This is a genomic window from Metabacillus arenae (genome assembly GCF_014773385.1).
In the GTDB taxonomy this organism is placed as follows: domain Bacteria; phylum Bacillota; class Bacilli; order Bacillales; family Bacillaceae; genus Metabacillus_D; species Metabacillus_D arenae.
In genome coordinates this window covers 17,914-33,735 of sequence record NZ_JACXAI010000017.1, presented here as the reverse complement: position 1 = coordinate 33,735, position 15,822 = coordinate 17,914, and the positions used below count along the sequence as shown (strand labels likewise).

Here is a 15,822-nt window from a genome sequence, read left to right as displayed (position 1 = left end):
ATTTATAGTTGTCTTAATTCTTGTTTGATTTCTGTTTTTGATTTTGTTTTTTCGTCGATATCTTTAATTTTACGTGCTGGTGTTCCTGCCACAACTGTATATGGCTCTACATCCTCAACTACAATTGCACCAGCTGCGACCACAGCGCCTTTTCCAACTGTAACCCCTTCTAATATAACAGCGTTAGCTCCAACCACTACTTCATCTTCGATCACTACAGGTTTTGCAGAAGGCGGCTCAATAACACCTGCCAAAACAGCTCCAGCTCCAATATGGCAGTTCTTTCCTACTGTAGCACGGCCACCCATGACAACATTCATATCGATCATCGTGCCTTCCCCGATAACAGAACCGATATTAATAGAAGCACCCATCATAATAACAGCATTGTTGCCAATTTCAACCTGATCACGGATAATTGCACCTGGCTCGATGCGAGCATTGATTCCTTTAAGATCTAACATAGGGATAGCAGAATTTCTGCGGTCATTTTCAATGACGAAATCCTCAATTTTATCATTGTTTTCAACAACTTCTTTGATTTCTGCCCATTCTCCAAAAACAACACCACTATTTCCAGTTATGAACGTTTTTGAAGAAGAACCAAAGTCTAGCCCTTCCAGGTCACCCTTTACATACACCTTTACCGGTGTAGATTTTGTACTGTTTTGTATAAATGAGATAATTTCATTTGCATCCATCATTTTCATATGTAGAAAATCCTCCTTCAAATTCTATGTGCTTCTTTACTGTATCAAAGGATTTAGACGTTGACAAGCTGAATGAATACTGCAGTGAGCTGTATATTTCATCCAGGTGATTAATTCTATATATAGAAGCACTTTTGCAAATCGGACATAATACCACAATTAAGCTATGAGCGATTTCCATTGTTCTATGAGCGAAATCTGCACTCCTATGCGCGGTTCACTGGGTTCTATGAGCGAAATCTTCCCTTCTATGCGCGAGCCTTGGTTTTATGCGCGATTTGGAGCTGCCTATGCGCGGTTCACTGGGTTCTATGAGCGAAATCTTCCCTTCTATGCGCGAACCTGGTTTTATGCGCGATTTGGAGCTGCCTATGCGCGGTTCACTGGATTCTATGAGCGAAACTTCAGCTTCTATGCGCGAGCCTTGGTTTTATGCGCGATTTGGATTTGCCTATGCGCGGTTCACTGGGTTCTATGAACGAAATCTTCCCTTCTATGCGCGAACCTGGTTTTATGCGCGATTTGGAGCTGCCTATGCGCGTTTCACTGGATTCTATGAGCGAAACTTCAGCTTCTATGCGCGAGCCTTGGTTTTATGCGCGATTTGGAGCTGTCTATGCGCGATTCACTGGGTTCTATGAGCGAAACTTCAGCTTCTATGCGCGAACCTGGTTTTATGCGCGATTTGGAGCTGCCTATGCGCGGTTCACTGGATTCTATGAACGAAATCTTCCCTTCTATGCGCGAGCCTTGGTTTTATGCGCGATTTGGATTTGCCTATGCGCGATTCACTGGGTTCTATGAACGAAATCTTCCCTTCTATGCGCGAACCTTGGTTTTATGCGCGATTTGGTTCTGCCTATGCGCGGTTCACTGGATTCTATGAGCGAAACTTCAGCTTCTATGCGCGAACCCGGGATCTATGCGCGATTTTTTGCTAAAAGCTTAAGTAGCATATATTTATTGAGTTACTTTAGTTGAATTGTCTCGTTCTTTACGCGAATTTTTCCTAACTGAAATAACGAATCCAGATCTAACTGCAGTAATAGCGTGCAACTTCATTACCCTTCATCCTGCATTTTGTATTCTTCAATTAAATCAAGAAATGCTTGAACCTGTTTGAGCTCGAAGGCAGATTCATGACCTAAAAGCCAAGTATCGCGAACCAAGGGTTGGCCGTCTTGGTTAAGAAGCGGGATTTTATATATATCTTGGACTGTTTCGTTAATTGTCACGTCTGGCAGGATCGCATAGCCAATTCCATTTATCGCCATTTGTTTGCATGTTTCAATTTGATCGACTACTATCGTCCGCTTTGGTGAGGTTTTGAAACGCTGGTGCCACCAGTCTTGTATTTCCTGATAATAGGTGGAATCACTTTTAAATTGAATGAAAGGCTTTTCGGTGTGCCGTACCTCTTCAATATCATTAATTTCTGTGTCTACTAAAAATAATGAATCAGTTAAAAGGTGCTTCTTTATCCCTTTCCACTCTGGATTCCCACGTATGATACCTATATGGATGTGATCTTCATATAAGCTTTTTAATATTTCGCTGCTCCAACCTGTGATTAAAGAGATTTTTGCGTTCGGGTATCTTTTCACATATGTTTTCAGCACTTTTGGGAGCCAGTTTTGTCCGATGATGGAAGCAACAGCAAGCTTTAATGTACCGTGCACCTCTCCGTATAACTCATCAATTTCTTCTCGTACCTTTTCTTGGCGAAAAGTCACATCTTTTGCAAAGCTGATTATTTTTTCACCTGCCGGCGTTAAGGTTAAGCCTTTTTGGGAGCGGATAAAAATCTTCTTTCCCCAAGCTTTTTCAATTGATTGCAGGCGTTGAGATAAAGCTGGCTGAGATACAAATAACCGCTCTGATGCTTTTCGCATATTCATTTCTTCGCCTAAAACTACAAGCATACGCAGCTCTGAAATTTGCACATCCTTTCCCCCTCATCCAATAAGTTTTTCTTATATTATAATCGATCTTTTTTGAAATTACACAATGAACATTTTTCGTATACGATAGAAATAGAAAGGTAGAAGTAATCTTCGAAAAGAAGAGGGTAGACAAGATTTTAATTGGCTTTGTCCATTATTAAAAGGCACTCTTGCAGGGGGAGGAGGATTAATCGGGATGCCCTCTTTGCTTCTGCTAGGATATATAGTTTAAGCCATCATCGCTTCGACGAAGTTTCGAAAACAATTCGTTCATTTTCAAGCTTTTCCATGCAGCCTGAAGGAGAGACATTTAATTAGAGGTGAATATAAAATGGAATGGAACATTGTAAAAATTGATCATATTCAAATTTGCATCCCGACCGGAAAAGAAGAAGAAGCAAAAAAATTTTATTTAGAGCTTCTTGGATTTAAAGAAATCGAAAAACCAGACTCCCTAAAAGAAAATGGGGGCTTTTGGTGCAAATCGGGTACCGTGTCCCTCCATATCGGAACGGAAAATATGAAGAATATAAAAAGCAAACGACACCCAGCTTTTAAGGTGAATCATCTTCATGCTGCTAGAGCGTTTTTAGAAAGTTATGGCATTCTTATCCAAGATGAAAAGCCAATCCCTTTTGTCAATCGTTTCTCTTTTTTTGACCCCTTTGGAAACAGGATTGAATTATTAGAAAAAGAATAAGAGGTCAGCTGCTTTCTTTTTATTCTTTCTTCGGAAGAAATAGGAGTAGAATAAAACTTACCAGTGCAAAAGCAAATAGTACGTAAAAAACCTGATGAAGGGCATTAGTTAGCCCGTCCTGTAGAACAGCCAGCGTTTCTTCATTAAGATTTCCCCGTTGCTCTGTGTTTAGCAGGGAGTTTGTTGTGTTAACATCTACTTCATCCTCGAGATTATTTTTCGATATATATGCTTGCAGACGGCTGTTCAATACTCCACCTAACAATGCTGCTCCGACAGTGCTTCCCAGGTTGCGCATAAACATATTAGCTGCGGTAGCTGTTCCTCGTTTTTTCCAGCTGACAGAACTTTGAATCGAAACAATAAATGAAGTAGATGTCATCCCCATTCCAACTCCTATTAAAAAGGAGCCAGCTCCAGCTAATAGCGGACCATCATTTGGAGATAAAGTCAAAAAGACGATGCTTCCTGCAATAAGAGCAACGCCGCCGATTACTGATGTTGTTCGAAAGCCGATTTTCAGCAATAGCCTTCCAGAGATCGTTGATGAGATCGGCCAGCCGATTGACATGGCTGTTAATGTAAAGCCTGCAACGATCGGAGTCTGTTCCATGACACCTTGTACAAACGCAGGTAAAAAGGAAGACAACCCAATCAACATTACACCTGTTGTAAGTGACGTCAGGTTTGCGATAAGGATTGACCTTTCCTGCCAAATATCAAAAGGCATCATTGGCTCTGGAGCTCTTTTTTGCTGAATGACAAAAAGACTAAACAATATAAGTGCTGCTAAGCTCAGCAGGATGACAGGAAGAGAGCTCCACGGCCAGTTAACACCGCCTTCTACTAATACAACCATTAAAATGCTAATTGAAGTAAATAGTAAAACAGCACCTAGATAATCGATTTGATGTTTTTTCTTTTCAATTCCCTCATGAAAAAAATAAACTAAACCAAAAATACAAAGAATGCCGAGGGGGAGATTTAGCCAAAAAACATATTTCCAACTTACATATTGAACAAGGATCCCCCCAATGGCAGGTCCCATAATCGCTGATACTCCCCACACACTTGCTAAGTATCCTTGGATTTTTGCCCTTTCTTCCTTTGTATAAATATCACCAATAATCGTTATTGCAACTGGTTGAACCGCTCCAGCTCCAAGTCCTTGAACAAACCTGGCGGCAATAAGCCATTCCATTGACCCGGCCAAAGCACAAAGAATCGATCCAGCCAGAAAAACGACTATCCCAAAAATAATAATTGGTTTTCTTCCAAATAAATCAGAAAGCTTCCCATATAGTAAGATCGTAACTGCATTCATTAGAAGATAAGAAGAAAATACCCAGCTATAAAGGGAAAAGCCACCTAAATCAGCTACTATTGCAGGCATCGCTGTAGATACGATGGTAGCCTCAATCGCTGACATAAACATAGCAAGCATAACAGCTGCCAGAACGAGCGGGCGTTTCGTTTGTTTATTTTTAAATAGTTCCTGTTGTTTAGCTAGTACTCCTTGTCCCAAATCGATTCACCCCTTGTCTACGTATGACAGCAGCATTTTTTCGCTAACCTTTTTTTGGTACCTGGTACCGAAAAATGATTTCGAAAATCGCACTGAAAAAAACCGCCGCCAAAGCTGAGATTCGACACTTATTAGCGTCCAAGCATGCAGCCTGTAGCAGCGGATAACTTTTAATTATTTATTTAGCTTATTCATATGGCTTTTCAATTGTTTAAGTATAACTCTTCTAGTAAAAATGCCCTCAAAGGTTCCTTCTTCGTTTTCAACACAAATGAATGGGTGGTCGATTGAGAGGTCAAGCGCTTTTGAAGCAGAGTCTGTTAGTTTAAGTCGCGGTATTTCCGAGTTCATTACTTCCTCTACTTTTATTTCTTCGAGCTTTTCAAATTCGATCCTTTCCAAGCCTAAAATTGAATCCATTATCATATTCGTACCAATTAAACCGCATAGTTTAAAGGCTGAGTCTAATACAGGAATTGCTGTGTAACCCGTTTTAGTTAGAACAAGTAATGCGTGCTCCAGGTTATTTTTCACATTAACATGTGCAACTTTGTCACCTGGAATAATTAAGCTATGAATGGTCGTGTCTAGTAATTCTTCCGCACGAAGGCTTATCATATTTGAATCTTCCTCTCTTTCTATCCTTGAACGAAATACTAATACCCCTAATCACCACTTTACTAACCTTCTTTTATGATATCACATTAAGCGGAAAATAGCGCTTTAAACACTATGTAGTTAATTCATTTCAAAACGAATCCGATCATACAAGGTCAATAGCTTTTGATATTGTCTTTGATTTACTTTTTTGTTCCCATTTTCAATATCATTTATTTCACTGCTTAAAAGTTCTAATGCATATTGATTATCTAATAATAAGCCTACAAGCATTTCTTTTTCTTCTTCTGTCAAATGTTCACATGTAATACACATAGTATGTCCCCCTATTTGCAGTGTTAGTTATTCTTTCACATATAATACAGTATTTGGATAAAAGAAACCCTTAAAAAGCATACGTTGTTATACTTCTTTCGTCAACCGCAAGATTCGACAGTTGTTACTTTACTTCGTATACCGGTTTGCATAGCTAAATGCCGTATAGGAATCGGGCTTTATTTTGGCTTCTACGCCCATTGCCGTGATTCGGCCAGTCATTTCCTGAATTAATTCTTTAGTCACACCTTTTTTGCCAATATCCAAATGAATTTCAAAGGTAAGATCTGCTCCTTCATCTGCAAATGGAATAAGAATGTCGGATAATTTTATTAAGTAGTTGGAGATGAATTCATAGGCTAGTTCCTGGCTGAGGGTAGTTTCTAATGAGATTTTCTCGTGGACAGAGTGAATAGGTCTGGGTATAATCGTGTTTTTTAAACATCCCCACGCACCTTTGCCAACTCTGTGCAAATGGATGGCTGTTATAAATTTTGTTTGGTTTTGGTGAACATGGGAATCAGATCCAATTGATAATACAAAAGAACACCTTGGATCCTTATAGATAAAATCTGTTAACCTTTTAATCACGGTTGAGAATGTCATATTACTTTCCGTTAAATTATAAAACTGAAAGTCGAAAGTCATGTTTCCTCTCCTTAATTGTGACAGATAGGTTTTCCAGTAAGCTGTCCCCTCTGGGAGCTGCCCTATATTATATGAATATAAAAGGCACTTGTTGTGTAAAAATTTCATTAAATCGAATGAGATTGTTTTAGAAGGTGTCACTTTTTGTCGATCATGGAGTAAAAGGATCATTCCTTTTTTAGGTTTCATAAACTGCTCAGGCTAACTAGTATAGCGAAACCCGTATTTTTTTATACACATTAGGAATTTAAAAGAGGGCTTGTCCAAGAAGCATGAAGAATGTTCTTTAACCTTCTTGGCGATTAATTTTTAACCTATATACCGTAATGTCAATGTCTCATGGTGCTGACAACGAAAAAACCTTGCCGAAAAAGAAAAAGACTTACTCACAGTAATAGTGCCGGAAATCATTTTCTGAAAAAATCCGGCACTAAAATGTGCAGTCTTATCCCTTGCTTGTTTTAATATTCTTTAATTGATATCCACAGGAATGACATGTGAAAATAACATTCTGATTTGATTGAGCTGTTAAAACCTTTCCAATTGTTTCTTGGCTGCTGCAGTTTGGACATATAACTATTGGGCTCTTTTCCATCTGAATCCTCCTAAGCTTGGATTAGTTCAAAAATTTCAATCGCCACCATATCAATGTTGTCAAATGGATAGGTTCTTGGTTTTTCATCCTTTTCAAACACGGTTAATTCAAATGTACTGTTTTTCTCAAAATACTTCACACTGCATTTTTTTTCACCATTTACTTCAAAATACCGCTGCATTGGCTCATTGTTTTCTGTTGCTGTTTCTTGAAGACTTTGTAACCTTGTAATTATCGCTGATAACTGAGACATATGTATTTACTCCTTTCAATCCTGCCATTTAGTTCATCAATCTCTATGGCATGAATACAGTTCCTTCCTTTTCCAATTGTTTGAATTTTCTACACATTTAACTTAAAATAGATATTATGGAAGAAAATTCGCAGATTAAAATGGGAGGAATCATGTATGGCGACTGTTTTTCATGTAAATGACCGCATTTCCATTATAGATTGTGTTGATCTTGGGATGAAAGGGCGAACAAGCTCCTATGTTCTAAAAGAGGACAAACTAACGATTGTTGAAACGTCTGCAAGTCCTTCAATCCCCCATTTGCTAAACGGATTAACACAGCTTGGGTTTTCCCCATCAGATGTTTCCTACGTTATTGTAACACATATTCATCTTGATCATGCCGGTGGTGCTGGTTTATTCTTAGAAAAATGTCCCCAAGCAAAAATTGTTGTTCATCCTAAGGGTGCCAGGCACTTAATCGATCCATCCCGTTTAATCACCGGAGCGAAAACTGTATACCAAGAAAAATTTGAGAAGCTGTTTACTCCTATTATTCCAATTAACGAAGAAAAAATCATAGTAAAAGAAGATAGGGATACATTAAACCTTAGCGAAAATTGCACTCTTACATTTTACAATTCCCCAGGACATGCCAATCACCATTTTAGCATACACGACTCAGTTAGTAATGGAATTTTTACTGGAGATGCGATTGGAATCTTCTATCAAGAATTATTGGACCATGGTTTAGAATTTTACTTACCTTCCACATCACCCAATCAATTCGATCCTGAGGCAATGCTTATGTCTGCAGAGATGATTGAAAAACTAAATCCGGACTATCTGTATTTCAGCCACTTTGGAATTAGTCATGATCCCGGGAAAGCGATTACCAACTTAAGAACCTGGCTCCCTCTGTTTGTAGATACAGCTGAACGCATTTGTACAAAAGAAGGTGGGAAAGACACAGAAAGATTAGCTTCTCATGTAACAACAGAGCTGGAAAATACGATCTTTGGGTATTTAAAAAGACAAAATGTTGCACGATCTCATTCAGTCTATGATATTCTAAAAATCGACTTATCCGTTTGCGCGATGGGTCTTGTTGATTACTTTACTAAAAAAGCGAAGGAAAAGATTTCTTAGGTGGAGGAATATGCTTAATGACTAAAAAGATCACAGTATATACACAACCTGATTGTCCGCCCTGCAAAATTGTTAAACAATTTCTGGATCATCATCAATTTCAATATACAGAAATAGATATTTCCACTGATTTTGATGCACGGGAACGGTTAGTCTATGATTTAGAATCTTCTTCAACTCCAACGGTAACAGTTGGTGAAAGTGTGGTTAGGGGATTTGACTTACAGGAATTAGAGAAATTGTTAGGAGTATAAAGATTATCGAGCATGAAAAAAGCTTGGTACTGCGGATACCAAGCTTCGTTCTCGATCTGATAGAGGGGGTGGGGAACAGAGATTTCATCTCTCTTCACCCTCAATGATAATGATTATCAGTATCATAGTCAAGCTATTTCCCAATTACATTTTTGTTACAAAAGGATCCTTTCTTATTCTGCTAGCAAAACTTTGTCGCCTAAAGAAGAATCAATCGCCTGATAAGATTGAAATGACATCAATGCAGTTAAATAATCCGGAAAAGTCAAAGTTGCTAAGAAAGATGGCTGAGGGCTTTTTGAATTGTCATTTACTTGCCCGTTCCCATCAGAGCCAAGCACATCAATTGTTGAAACTCCCTTAACCTTTGTTTCATCCTTCTTCATCTCCCTTTTTTCAATAACTGGCTTCTCTTTTTGCTCATTGATTTCAGTAATTTTCCAGTTTCCATTTTTCTTTTGAAGCTTCACAGCAGCATAGTGGTCTTCATATCCTACAGGGCCTTCAGTTGAAGCTGGATAAAATTGAAAAACAACTGCTTCTTTTTCATTCGATATAACTTTCGTTTGTTGATTATAATCATAAAAAGGTATTGTATAGGGTGTAAAATCAGAACCATATACAATCCACTGGTCCCCTTCTTTCACAGCATTTTCTTTTAAATATTTTTCAGACATTTCTGTGGTAAAGTAAGGGGATAAGACCGATTCCATTTCTGAATAGCTTCTTTCTTCTCCAGTTAAGGAAACTTGTGCGTCAAAAGCTTTTTGTAAAAATGAAAAAGCCTCATCTCGATTCAATTCCTCGCCGCTGGCTTTTACACTTGCTGCAGATCCTTGAAAGACAACTACAAAGCTTATCATCGACATGACTAAAATTCCAACTAATTTTTTCATTTTTTCACCCCTTCAGTAAGGCTTGTCCTTACCTAATTTTATCAATCATTCTGTCTTAATTTATGCATAACCTTTCTAAAAATATCACCAAAATCCGACACTGTTATTGTTTATTTACCACTTAAGACGATTTACAAACTTGAAATGTTTCAGGAATAATAAAAAAATGTCATATTGACTGAACGACAAAAAAAGCAATTGGATAAAACCGATTGCTTTAAAAAAATGCTATTAATAATTGTGAGACCAAGCAAAGTACAAAACGAACCCGACAAAAATGACGGCAGCAACAAGATAAGCTATGAAGATTGGATTTCTGAGATATGGATGCTCCTGGATTTTTTCATTTAACTGTGTATCATATTCGCTCTTTCTTGCGCTAACCACCTTCCCCATTTTCAAGGTGAAAATGAGACCGCCAGCCAAAATTAAAAGGGTAACAATGGCAAGTGCCATAGCAAACGTATTCATTGTATGACCACCTTTTTACCCTTATCATGTGTAATATCTGAATTTATATGTGAAGTTCAAGAGTAATTTGGTTTTTATTTGGCGCTTCCGCTTTTCTTATGTCCAGCTACAGCGCCTAGCCCCTCGAGGTCATAAGCCACAAATGAATTGAAGGTAAAGAACACCTTCATTTCATTTGCGTCTTATGCTTGTCGGGGCTGAGCAAGGCGCTTCCGCTTTTCTTATAACAAACCATCCTGCTCATATAAGTAAGAATAAGGAAGATCAATAAAGAGGTAATGTTTTTCATCAATCGGATAAGAAAAAGTTCTAATCACTTCTCCTGTTTCGATATCACTGTATAGATCGCTGAAAAATCCCTTTTTGTCATTTCTCATCCTAATAATATTTTCTAAAAAATACGGGCGCCAGCTCCAATTTTTCAAATAATACTCAGGTTGAAATACCCAATTATCCTCATTTTTGAAGATATTTCCAGTTTGTTGAACCCCTTCTTCATTACATATATAAACGCGAAAGCAGCAATCTGTTAGCTTTTCAGCAAGCTGAACGATAAGTTCATTAAAATCAGAAACCTGCTTGTTATTTCTTAATGATTGAAGTACCTTCTGATTAAATTGCTCCGATCTTTTATAAAAAAGTTCCAACTTTCGTTTTTCGTGTGTAATAAATTGGTGAAACTCCCCTTCTAATCGATCCTTTAACGCATCATTATGGATTAGCTCAGGAGAGGGCTCATGAAGGTAAAAGCCTTGAAAATATCTTCCGCCGTTTTTCCACGCATACTGTAATTGAAAATTCACTTCGATATCTTCATACAATAACGTAGCCCCTATTTTTCTAGCCAAAAGCGAGATCGAATACAGGACATCATGATAGGATTGAGAGGGGGAGGTCATTCTTAACGGATGCAAATCAATCTTCAAAATATCAGGTGAGAGCAATCCGATGCGATCCAAATTACTGCTGTCTTTTCCAATGTTATCAACTGCCACCTTAATTCCGTATGTACGATAATAGACAAGCAAATGATAAAGCTGGTCCAGATCACCTCTAAAATTATGCTCGGTAATTTCTAATACAATTCTGGATAAATTTAATCCATTTTGTTCAAACTCGCTCAATAATTGAAAAAAACTCTCTCCATGATCCAGCATTAATAAATCCGCATCTCTATTAAGAAATATTAATACTGATTCATCCGTGTTTTTTAATAGAAAGTTCAAACCTTTACTTAAAATAAGATCATCTACTTCAATTTTGTAATCTTCAGGAATTCCCGGGTCATGAAAAAAAGGGCCTAAACTCTCCACTTCACCATTTAAAGTAGTTCTTCCCAGGATCTCAAAGCCAATTACTTTCTGCTCATCTGCACTAAAAATAGCTTGATAAAAAGGATGGACTTTATCTAAATTGCTCATAATATCAAGTGGATCCATCTTTAATCTCCTCACTTACCACTAATCTTTTGAATGATTATACCATATTGCATACTAGAGGGTTATTATTTAGCTTTCTACTTCCTTGAAACGAAGTCTATCATTTCATATGTGAGGTGAGTCAAAAAGCAATCGGCGATTCACCGATTGCCATTATTTAAAGATTTCTAAAATGGTAATAGCAGCACCGTTAAAAAAGAGTCTTACTCCTTTGGAAAATAACTTTCCCTTTAATGGCTGGCCAACTAAAATGGATGCTGATTTAACCATTGTCCCCCGTCCATTGTAATACATTCACCGTTTATGTAAGCCGCTTGCTCTGACATGAGAAAGTATGCAAGATCTGCAATTTCTTCCGGAGTTCCGAGCCTTCCAAGCGGGACACTGTTTAATGTCCTTTTTGCTGCTTCTTCCGATTCCCACAGCTTATCAGCGCCCCCGGTTCTTTCAATTGGACCTGGTGCGATGGCATTTAAACGAATTCCATACTTTTTCCCCCACTCCACTGCCAGTGTGCGAGTCAAAGATAAGACACCTGCTTTTGCAGCGGCTGAGTGAACAACACCTGCACCCGCTCCCCATGCATAAGTGGCAACCATATTTACAACAGAACCTTTTATCTGGTTATCAATCCAATAATTACCCACTGCAGAGGTACAATAAAAGGTTCCGTTTAAAACGATATTGATTACAGCGTTCCAGCCGTTAACTGATAACTTTTCAGCAGGTACAAGAAAGTTGCCTGCTGCGTTATTGACTAAACCATCAATTCTCCCGAAAGCTTCATCAGTTCTGATGATCATTTCTTTTGCCAATTCAGGCTGCCGAACATCCATTTGAAAAAGCAGAACTTGTCCTTCGAATGTTTCAATTCCCCGTTTCGTTTCTTCTAATTTTTCTAATGTTCTCCCTGTAATGACAACATGGTGGCCCTCGTCTGCAAATTTTTTTGCCATTGCTCTTCCCATGCCGCTTGAACCACCTGTTATAATATACACTTTTTTATTCAATGTATCTCCCCCTAATGAATGACCATTCATTCATAGAATAGCATATGTATCTTTAAATTTCTAATTTTTCACAATAAATTGGTTCACTTTATCATATTTTGGAATACAGATTCATATAGACAAGCATGCTATAATAGGATGATAGATTTTAAGAAATGGTTGGTTGATATGAAAACTTATACGCGAAGAGGCTTTTTAAAAAAATTAGTTGGACTGACTGCTGCCGGTCTTATAACAGCTTTCGGCGGATATAGTTATGCTAGATACCTTGAGCCTAAAATGATTGATATTACATCCTTTGATATTAAACATAAACAAATTCCAAAAGCTTTTAATGGAACTAAAATTGTCCAGATTAGCGATACTCATATGAGTGATTTTTTTACCCTTTCTCATTTAAAAAAGGTTCTCAATGAAGTCAATGATTTAAAGCCGGATATCGTTTTTTTTACTGGGGATTTAATGGATGAACCCAATGTTTATACTATGAAACAAAAAGTTGTGGAAGAGCTGAACAGACTCAAAGCACCCTTAGGAAAATTTGCGATATATGGAAATCATGATCATGGAGGATATGGAACAGATATTTATCATAATATGATGGCTATGACAGATTTTATTCTGCTAAAAAATCAATACCATGAAATCAAGCTTTTAGATGGGAGCATGATTCAACTGGCAGGGATAGACGATTTAATGTTAGGCAAGCCCGACTATGAAAAAACATTATCAAACTTTACTGAGGAAAACTTTTCAATCCTGCTCGCACATGAGCCTGATGCAGCTTTAGAATCAAATAAATACAAGGTGAACCTGCAAATTTCAGGCCACAGTCATGGCGGGCAAATTCAAATACCTTTCTACGGCCCGCTTATTACTCCTCCGTATGCTTCGGTTTATACAGAAGGAATGTATGAGGTTGGAACCATGCAGCTTTATGTTAACCGCGGTCTCGGAACAACTCGCTTGCCATTCCGGTTTTTATCGGTACCTGAAATTACAGTATTCACTTTAAAAACTGGATGATGAGCAGAACGTTTATGGATTTTTAAACTATAAAGAGATAAATGACCATCTAGTCTACAAGATGGTCATTTTATATGACTATTAAGAGCTCCGTTTGGGGTGAAAATACCCAAGTATCGGGCGTTCGCTTTATTCTTCATCCTCCAGCACTTGATAGGCATTTCCAAATAAAACAAGCTGACTGTCAATCTCTTGTTCGTCAGGTGTTCTTTTAACATAATGATAAACACCCTTTTCATCCTGTTCTCTAGCTTTCGTGTTATCTGAAAGAGTAATTGCCAAAATGTGATTCAGCCTTTTTTTAATAAAACCTTCGAAAATAGGAAATGAGATTTCAACTCTTTTTTCCATATTACGAGTCATTAAATCGGCAGATGAAAGATAGATTTTCTCTTCGCCATTATGATGAAAGAAATAGATGCGGCTATGCTCAAGAAAACGACCTACAATACTGCGGACAGTTATATTTTCACTCACGCCTTTAATTCCCGGACGTAAGCAGCAAATTCCTCTGACGATCAGATCGATCTTAACGCCGGCATTAGATGCTTCATAAAATTTCGTAATCAATGATTTATCTGTCAATGAGTTCATTTTACAAATAATTCTTCCGTTACCCTTTTGCTTCTGAAATTCAATTTCTTTATCAATTAAATGAATTATATCTCTTCTAATATCAAAAGGAGCGACAGAAAGATGATGAAATTCCGGTTTTTCCGTATATCCGCTCAAATAGTTGAAGAAATTTGTTGCATCAATTCCGAATTTTCTCTTCGAAGTAATAATTCCCATATCTGTGTAAATTTTTGCGGTTTGATCGTTGTAATTTCCTGTTCCTAAATGGACGAACCGTTCAATCCGGCTATTTTTTTTGCGGACAACTAATGTAATTTTACTATGGGTTTTTAAGTAGGTCATCCCGTAAATAACGTGGCATCCTGCTTTTTCTAATTCTTTTGCCCACTGAACATTGTTTTCCTCATCAAATCGTGCTTTTAACTCAACTAGTACTGTCACCTGTTTTCCCTTTTCTGCTGCACGTTTTAAAGCCTCAATAATTGGTGAATCACCACTTACTCGGTATAAAGTTTGCTTGATGGCAAGTACGTCAGGGTCATCTGCTGCATCAGATACGAAGTCGACAACAGGTTCAAATGATTCATATGGATGGTGGAGAAAAATATCTTGTTCAGAAGCCTTTTCGAAAATGTCTTCATCTGTGAGAACATCGCGTGGAGGCTGGGGAATGAGCGTTTCATAAAGAAGATTTTCTTTATAATTTGATAGCTCTTTATAAAATCCGAATAAAAATGATAAGTCTAAAGGACCGTCAATTTCATAGACATCCTTCTCGTGAATTTCAAGAACCGAGAGTAAAAAGTTAAGAATTCTTTTGTCCGCAGCATGTTTCTTTACTTCAAGCCTAACAGCAGCGCCCCATTTCCGTTTTTTTAACTCTTTTTCTATCTCTTTTAATAAATCACGTGCACCTTCTTCATGGATGGTCATATCTGCATTTCTCGTAATCCTGAACTCGGTAACCGAGATAACCCGATATCCTTTGAATAGCTTCTTAATAAAAAAGCTAATCATATCCTCTAACAATACATAGGAAAGCTTATGATCTGATGAAGGAACGGAAATAAAACGATCCAGTACAGCAGGGACTTGCACAAGAGCCGTCTTGTACATGTTTTCTTCAATCTCATCTTCATCTTCTAAAATGACGGCCATATTTAAAGATTTATTAAGCAGCATCGGAAAAGGTCTATATGCATCTATTGCCAAAGGGGTTAAAACTGGAAAGACTTGTTCATCAAAATACTCCTCGAGCTGGTTTACCTGCTTTTCATTTAATTCTTCCATAATCAATAATACAATATCCTCTTGCTCGAGCATCGGCAATAAAACGTGATTAAGTGTTTCATATTGCAATTCTACCAGCTCATGATTTTTTATCGAAATTTGTGACAGCTGTTGTTTAGGAGTTAAGCCGGCTTTATTTTCAGGCTTGTTAAAACCCGCTTTTACCTGATCTTTTAAACCAGCTACTCTTACCATAAAAAATTCATCTAAATTCGATGTGAAAATGGCTAAAAACTTTAGCCGTTCGAGCAAAGGGTTTCGTTCATCAAGAGCTTCATGTAATACTCTTTCGTTAAACGCAAGCCAGCTTAATTCTCTATTGTTGTAGTACATAGGGTTATTGAGTTTAATTAGGTCTTTAGTCGTTGCATGCATGATTACCCCACCCTTTTGATAGACTTCCTATAATTTTTTCAATAGTTATA

At 37.7% G+C, this 15,822-nt stretch carries 17 protein-coding genes; 4 read left to right on the top strand and 13 right to left on the bottom strand.

The features are described from left to right. Positions 1–2: 2 nt before the first annotated feature. A complete protein-coding gene (gene dapD, locus IC621_RS13710; protein WP_191158886.1) occupies positions 3–710 on the bottom strand; it encodes a 2,3,4,5-tetrahydropyridine-2,6-dicarboxylate N-acetyltransferase in 708 nt (235 codons plus the stop codon). Between the two features lie 1,061 nt (positions 711–1,771). Beyond that, positions 1,772–2,653: a LysR family transcriptional regulator gene (locus IC621_RS13705; protein WP_191158885.1), complete on the bottom strand. Its 882-nt coding sequence runs from the start codon at positions 2,651–2,653 to the stop codon at positions 1,772–1,774. Between the two features lie 331 nt (positions 2,654–2,984). Between IC621_RS13705 and IC621_RS13700 the strand changes: the two genes are divergently transcribed. Then, positions 2,985–3,353, top strand: a complete 369-nt coding sequence (locus IC621_RS13700; RefSeq protein WP_191158884.1) for a VOC family protein — start codon at positions 2,985–2,987, stop codon at positions 3,351–3,353. 19 nt (positions 3,354–3,372) lie between these two features. On the opposite strand, the gene IC621_RS13695 is transcribed toward IC621_RS13700, so the two are convergent. The 6 genes from IC621_RS13695 to IC621_RS13670 all read right to left on the bottom strand — a co-directional run bounded on the left by IC621_RS13695 (position 3,373) and on the right by IC621_RS13670 (position 7,307). Continuing rightward, entirely contained in the window at positions 3,373–4,797 is a 1,425-nt protein-coding gene (locus IC621_RS13695) for an MDR family MFS transporter (protein WP_191158969.1), read from the bottom strand. A 255-nt stretch (positions 4,798–5,052) separates the two neighbouring features. Beyond that, entirely contained in the window at positions 5,053–5,496 is a 444-nt protein-coding gene (cbpB, locus tag IC621_RS13690) for a cyclic-di-AMP-binding protein CbpB (protein ID WP_191158883.1), read from the bottom strand. 120 nt (positions 5,497–5,616) lie between these two features. Further along, positions 5,617–5,811, bottom strand: a complete 195-nt coding sequence (gene abbA, locus IC621_RS13685; protein WP_191158882.1) for an antirepressor AbbA — start codon at positions 5,809–5,811, stop codon at positions 5,617–5,619. 129 nt (positions 5,812–5,940) lie between these two features. Then, the gene (locus IC621_RS13680; RefSeq protein WP_191158881.1) at positions 5,941–6,459 is read right to left on the bottom strand and encodes a ribonuclease H-like YkuK family protein; all 519 of its coding nucleotides are present in this window, start codon (positions 6,457–6,459) and stop codon (positions 5,941–5,943) included. Positions 6,460–6,904: 445 nt separating this feature from the next. After that, positions 6,905–7,054, bottom strand: coding sequence for a hypothetical protein (locus IC621_RS13675; RefSeq protein ID WP_191158880.1), 150 nt, complete (start codon positions 7,052–7,054; stop codon positions 6,905–6,907). A 10-nt stretch (positions 7,055–7,064) separates the two neighbouring features. Further along, on the bottom strand, positions 7,065–7,307 hold the full coding sequence (locus IC621_RS13670; protein ID WP_191158879.1) for a YkuJ family protein: 243 nt from the start codon (positions 7,305–7,307) through the stop codon (positions 7,065–7,067). 156 nt (positions 7,308–7,463) lie between these two features. Between IC621_RS13670 and IC621_RS13665 the strand changes: the two genes are divergently transcribed. Next, positions 7,464–8,435: an MBL fold metallo-hydrolase gene (locus IC621_RS13665; RefSeq protein WP_191158878.1), complete on the top strand. Its 972-nt coding sequence runs from the start codon at positions 7,464–7,466 to the stop codon at positions 8,433–8,435. Between the two features lie 17 nt (positions 8,436–8,452). Continuing rightward, positions 8,453–8,689: a glutaredoxin domain-containing protein gene (locus tag IC621_RS13660; protein ID WP_191158877.1), complete on the top strand. Its 237-nt coding sequence runs from the start codon at positions 8,453–8,455 to the stop codon at positions 8,687–8,689. A 173-nt stretch (positions 8,690–8,862) separates the two neighbouring features. Here IC621_RS13660 and IC621_RS13655 read toward each other — a convergent pair whose 3' ends face one another. The 4 genes from IC621_RS13655 to fadH all read right to left on the bottom strand — a co-directional run bounded on the left by IC621_RS13655 (position 8,863) and on the right by fadH (position 12,505). Further along, positions 8,863–9,585, bottom strand: coding sequence for a DUF3993 domain-containing protein (locus IC621_RS13655; RefSeq protein ID WP_191158876.1), 723 nt, complete (start codon positions 9,583–9,585; stop codon positions 8,863–8,865). 231 nt (positions 9,586–9,816) lie between these two features. Continuing rightward, a complete protein-coding gene (locus IC621_RS13650; RefSeq protein ID WP_224752524.1) occupies positions 9,817–10,056 on the bottom strand; it encodes a hypothetical protein in 240 nt (79 codons plus the stop codon). Positions 10,057–10,277: 221 nt separating this feature from the next. After that, positions 10,278–11,495 (bottom strand): EAL-associated domain-containing protein, encoded by a 1,218-nt coding sequence (locus IC621_RS13645; RefSeq protein ID WP_191158875.1) that lies wholly within the window; start codon positions 11,493–11,495, stop codon positions 10,278–10,280. Between the two features lie 245 nt (positions 11,496–11,740). Continuing rightward, complete coding sequence (gene fadH, locus IC621_RS13640; protein ID WP_191158874.1) at positions 11,741–12,505, bottom strand: 2,4-dienoyl-CoA reductase; 765 nt, start codon at positions 12,503–12,505, stop codon at positions 11,741–11,743. 168 nt (positions 12,506–12,673) lie between these two features. Between fadH and IC621_RS13635 the strand changes: the two genes are divergently transcribed. Then, positions 12,674–13,531, top strand: coding sequence for a metallophosphoesterase (locus IC621_RS13635; protein WP_191158873.1), 858 nt, complete (start codon positions 12,674–12,676; stop codon positions 13,529–13,531). A gap of 129 nt (positions 13,532–13,660) precedes the next feature. On the opposite strand, the gene IC621_RS13630 is transcribed toward IC621_RS13635, so the two are convergent. Then, the gene (locus tag IC621_RS13630; RefSeq protein WP_191158872.1) at positions 13,661–15,772 is read right to left on the bottom strand and encodes an RNA degradosome polyphosphate kinase; all 2,112 of its coding nucleotides are present in this window, start codon (positions 15,770–15,772) and stop codon (positions 13,661–13,663) included. Positions 15,773–15,822 lie beyond the last annotated feature (50 nt).

What these genes read in the sequence shown, in the direction of transcription:
- IC621_RS13635 (WP_191158873.1), top strand. Translation starts at nt 12,674, where the DNA reads ATGAAAACTTATACGCGAAGAGGCTTTTTAAAAAAATTAGTTGGACTG.
- IC621_RS13670 (WP_191158879.1), bottom strand. Translation starts at nt 7,307, where the DNA reads ATGTCTCAGTTATCAGCGATAATTACAAGGTTACAAAGTCTTCAAGAA.
- IC621_RS13645 (WP_191158875.1), bottom strand. Translation starts at nt 11,495, where the DNA reads ATGGATCCACTTGATATTATGAGCAATTTAGATAAAGTCCATCCTTTT.
- IC621_RS13665 (WP_191158878.1), top strand. Translation starts at nt 7,464, where the DNA reads ATGGCGACTGTTTTTCATGTAAATGACCGCATTTCCATTATAGATTGT.
- IC621_RS13695 (WP_191158969.1), bottom strand. Translation starts at nt 4,797, where the DNA reads ATGCTTGCTATGTTTATGTCAGCGATTGAGGCTACCATCGTATCTACA.
- IC621_RS13650 (WP_224752524.1), bottom strand. Translation starts at nt 10,056, where the DNA reads ATGAATACGTTTGCTATGGCACTTGCCATTGTTACCCTTTTAATTTTG.
- abbA (WP_191158882.1), bottom strand. Translation starts at nt 5,811, where the DNA reads ATGTGTATTACATGTGAACATTTGACAGAAGAAGAAAAAGAAATGCTT.
- IC621_RS13630 (WP_191158872.1), bottom strand. Translation starts at nt 15,772, where the DNA reads ATGCATGCAACGACTAAAGACCTAATTAAACTCAATAACCCTATGTAC.
- IC621_RS13660 (WP_191158877.1), top strand. Translation starts at nt 8,453, where the DNA reads ATGACTAAAAAGATCACAGTATATACACAACCTGATTGTCCGCCCTGC.
- dapD (WP_191158886.1), bottom strand. Translation starts at nt 710, where the DNA reads ATGAAAATGATGGATGCAAATGAAATTATCTCATTTATACAAAACAGT.
- cbpB (WP_191158883.1), bottom strand. Translation starts at nt 5,496, where the DNA reads ATGATAAGCCTTCGTGCGGAAGAATTACTAGACACGACCATTCATAGC.
- IC621_RS13700 (WP_191158884.1), top strand. Translation starts at nt 2,985, where the DNA reads ATGGAATGGAACATTGTAAAAATTGATCATATTCAAATTTGCATCCCG.
- IC621_RS13680 (WP_191158881.1), bottom strand. Translation starts at nt 6,459, where the DNA reads ATGACTTTCGACTTTCAGTTTTATAATTTAACGGAAAGTAATATGACA.
- IC621_RS13655 (WP_191158876.1), bottom strand. Translation starts at nt 9,585, where the DNA reads ATGAAAAAATTAGTTGGAATTTTAGTCATGTCGATGATAAGCTTTGTA.
- IC621_RS13675 (WP_191158880.1), bottom strand. Translation starts at nt 7,054, where the DNA reads ATGGAAAAGAGCCCAATAGTTATATGTCCAAACTGCAGCAGCCAAGAA.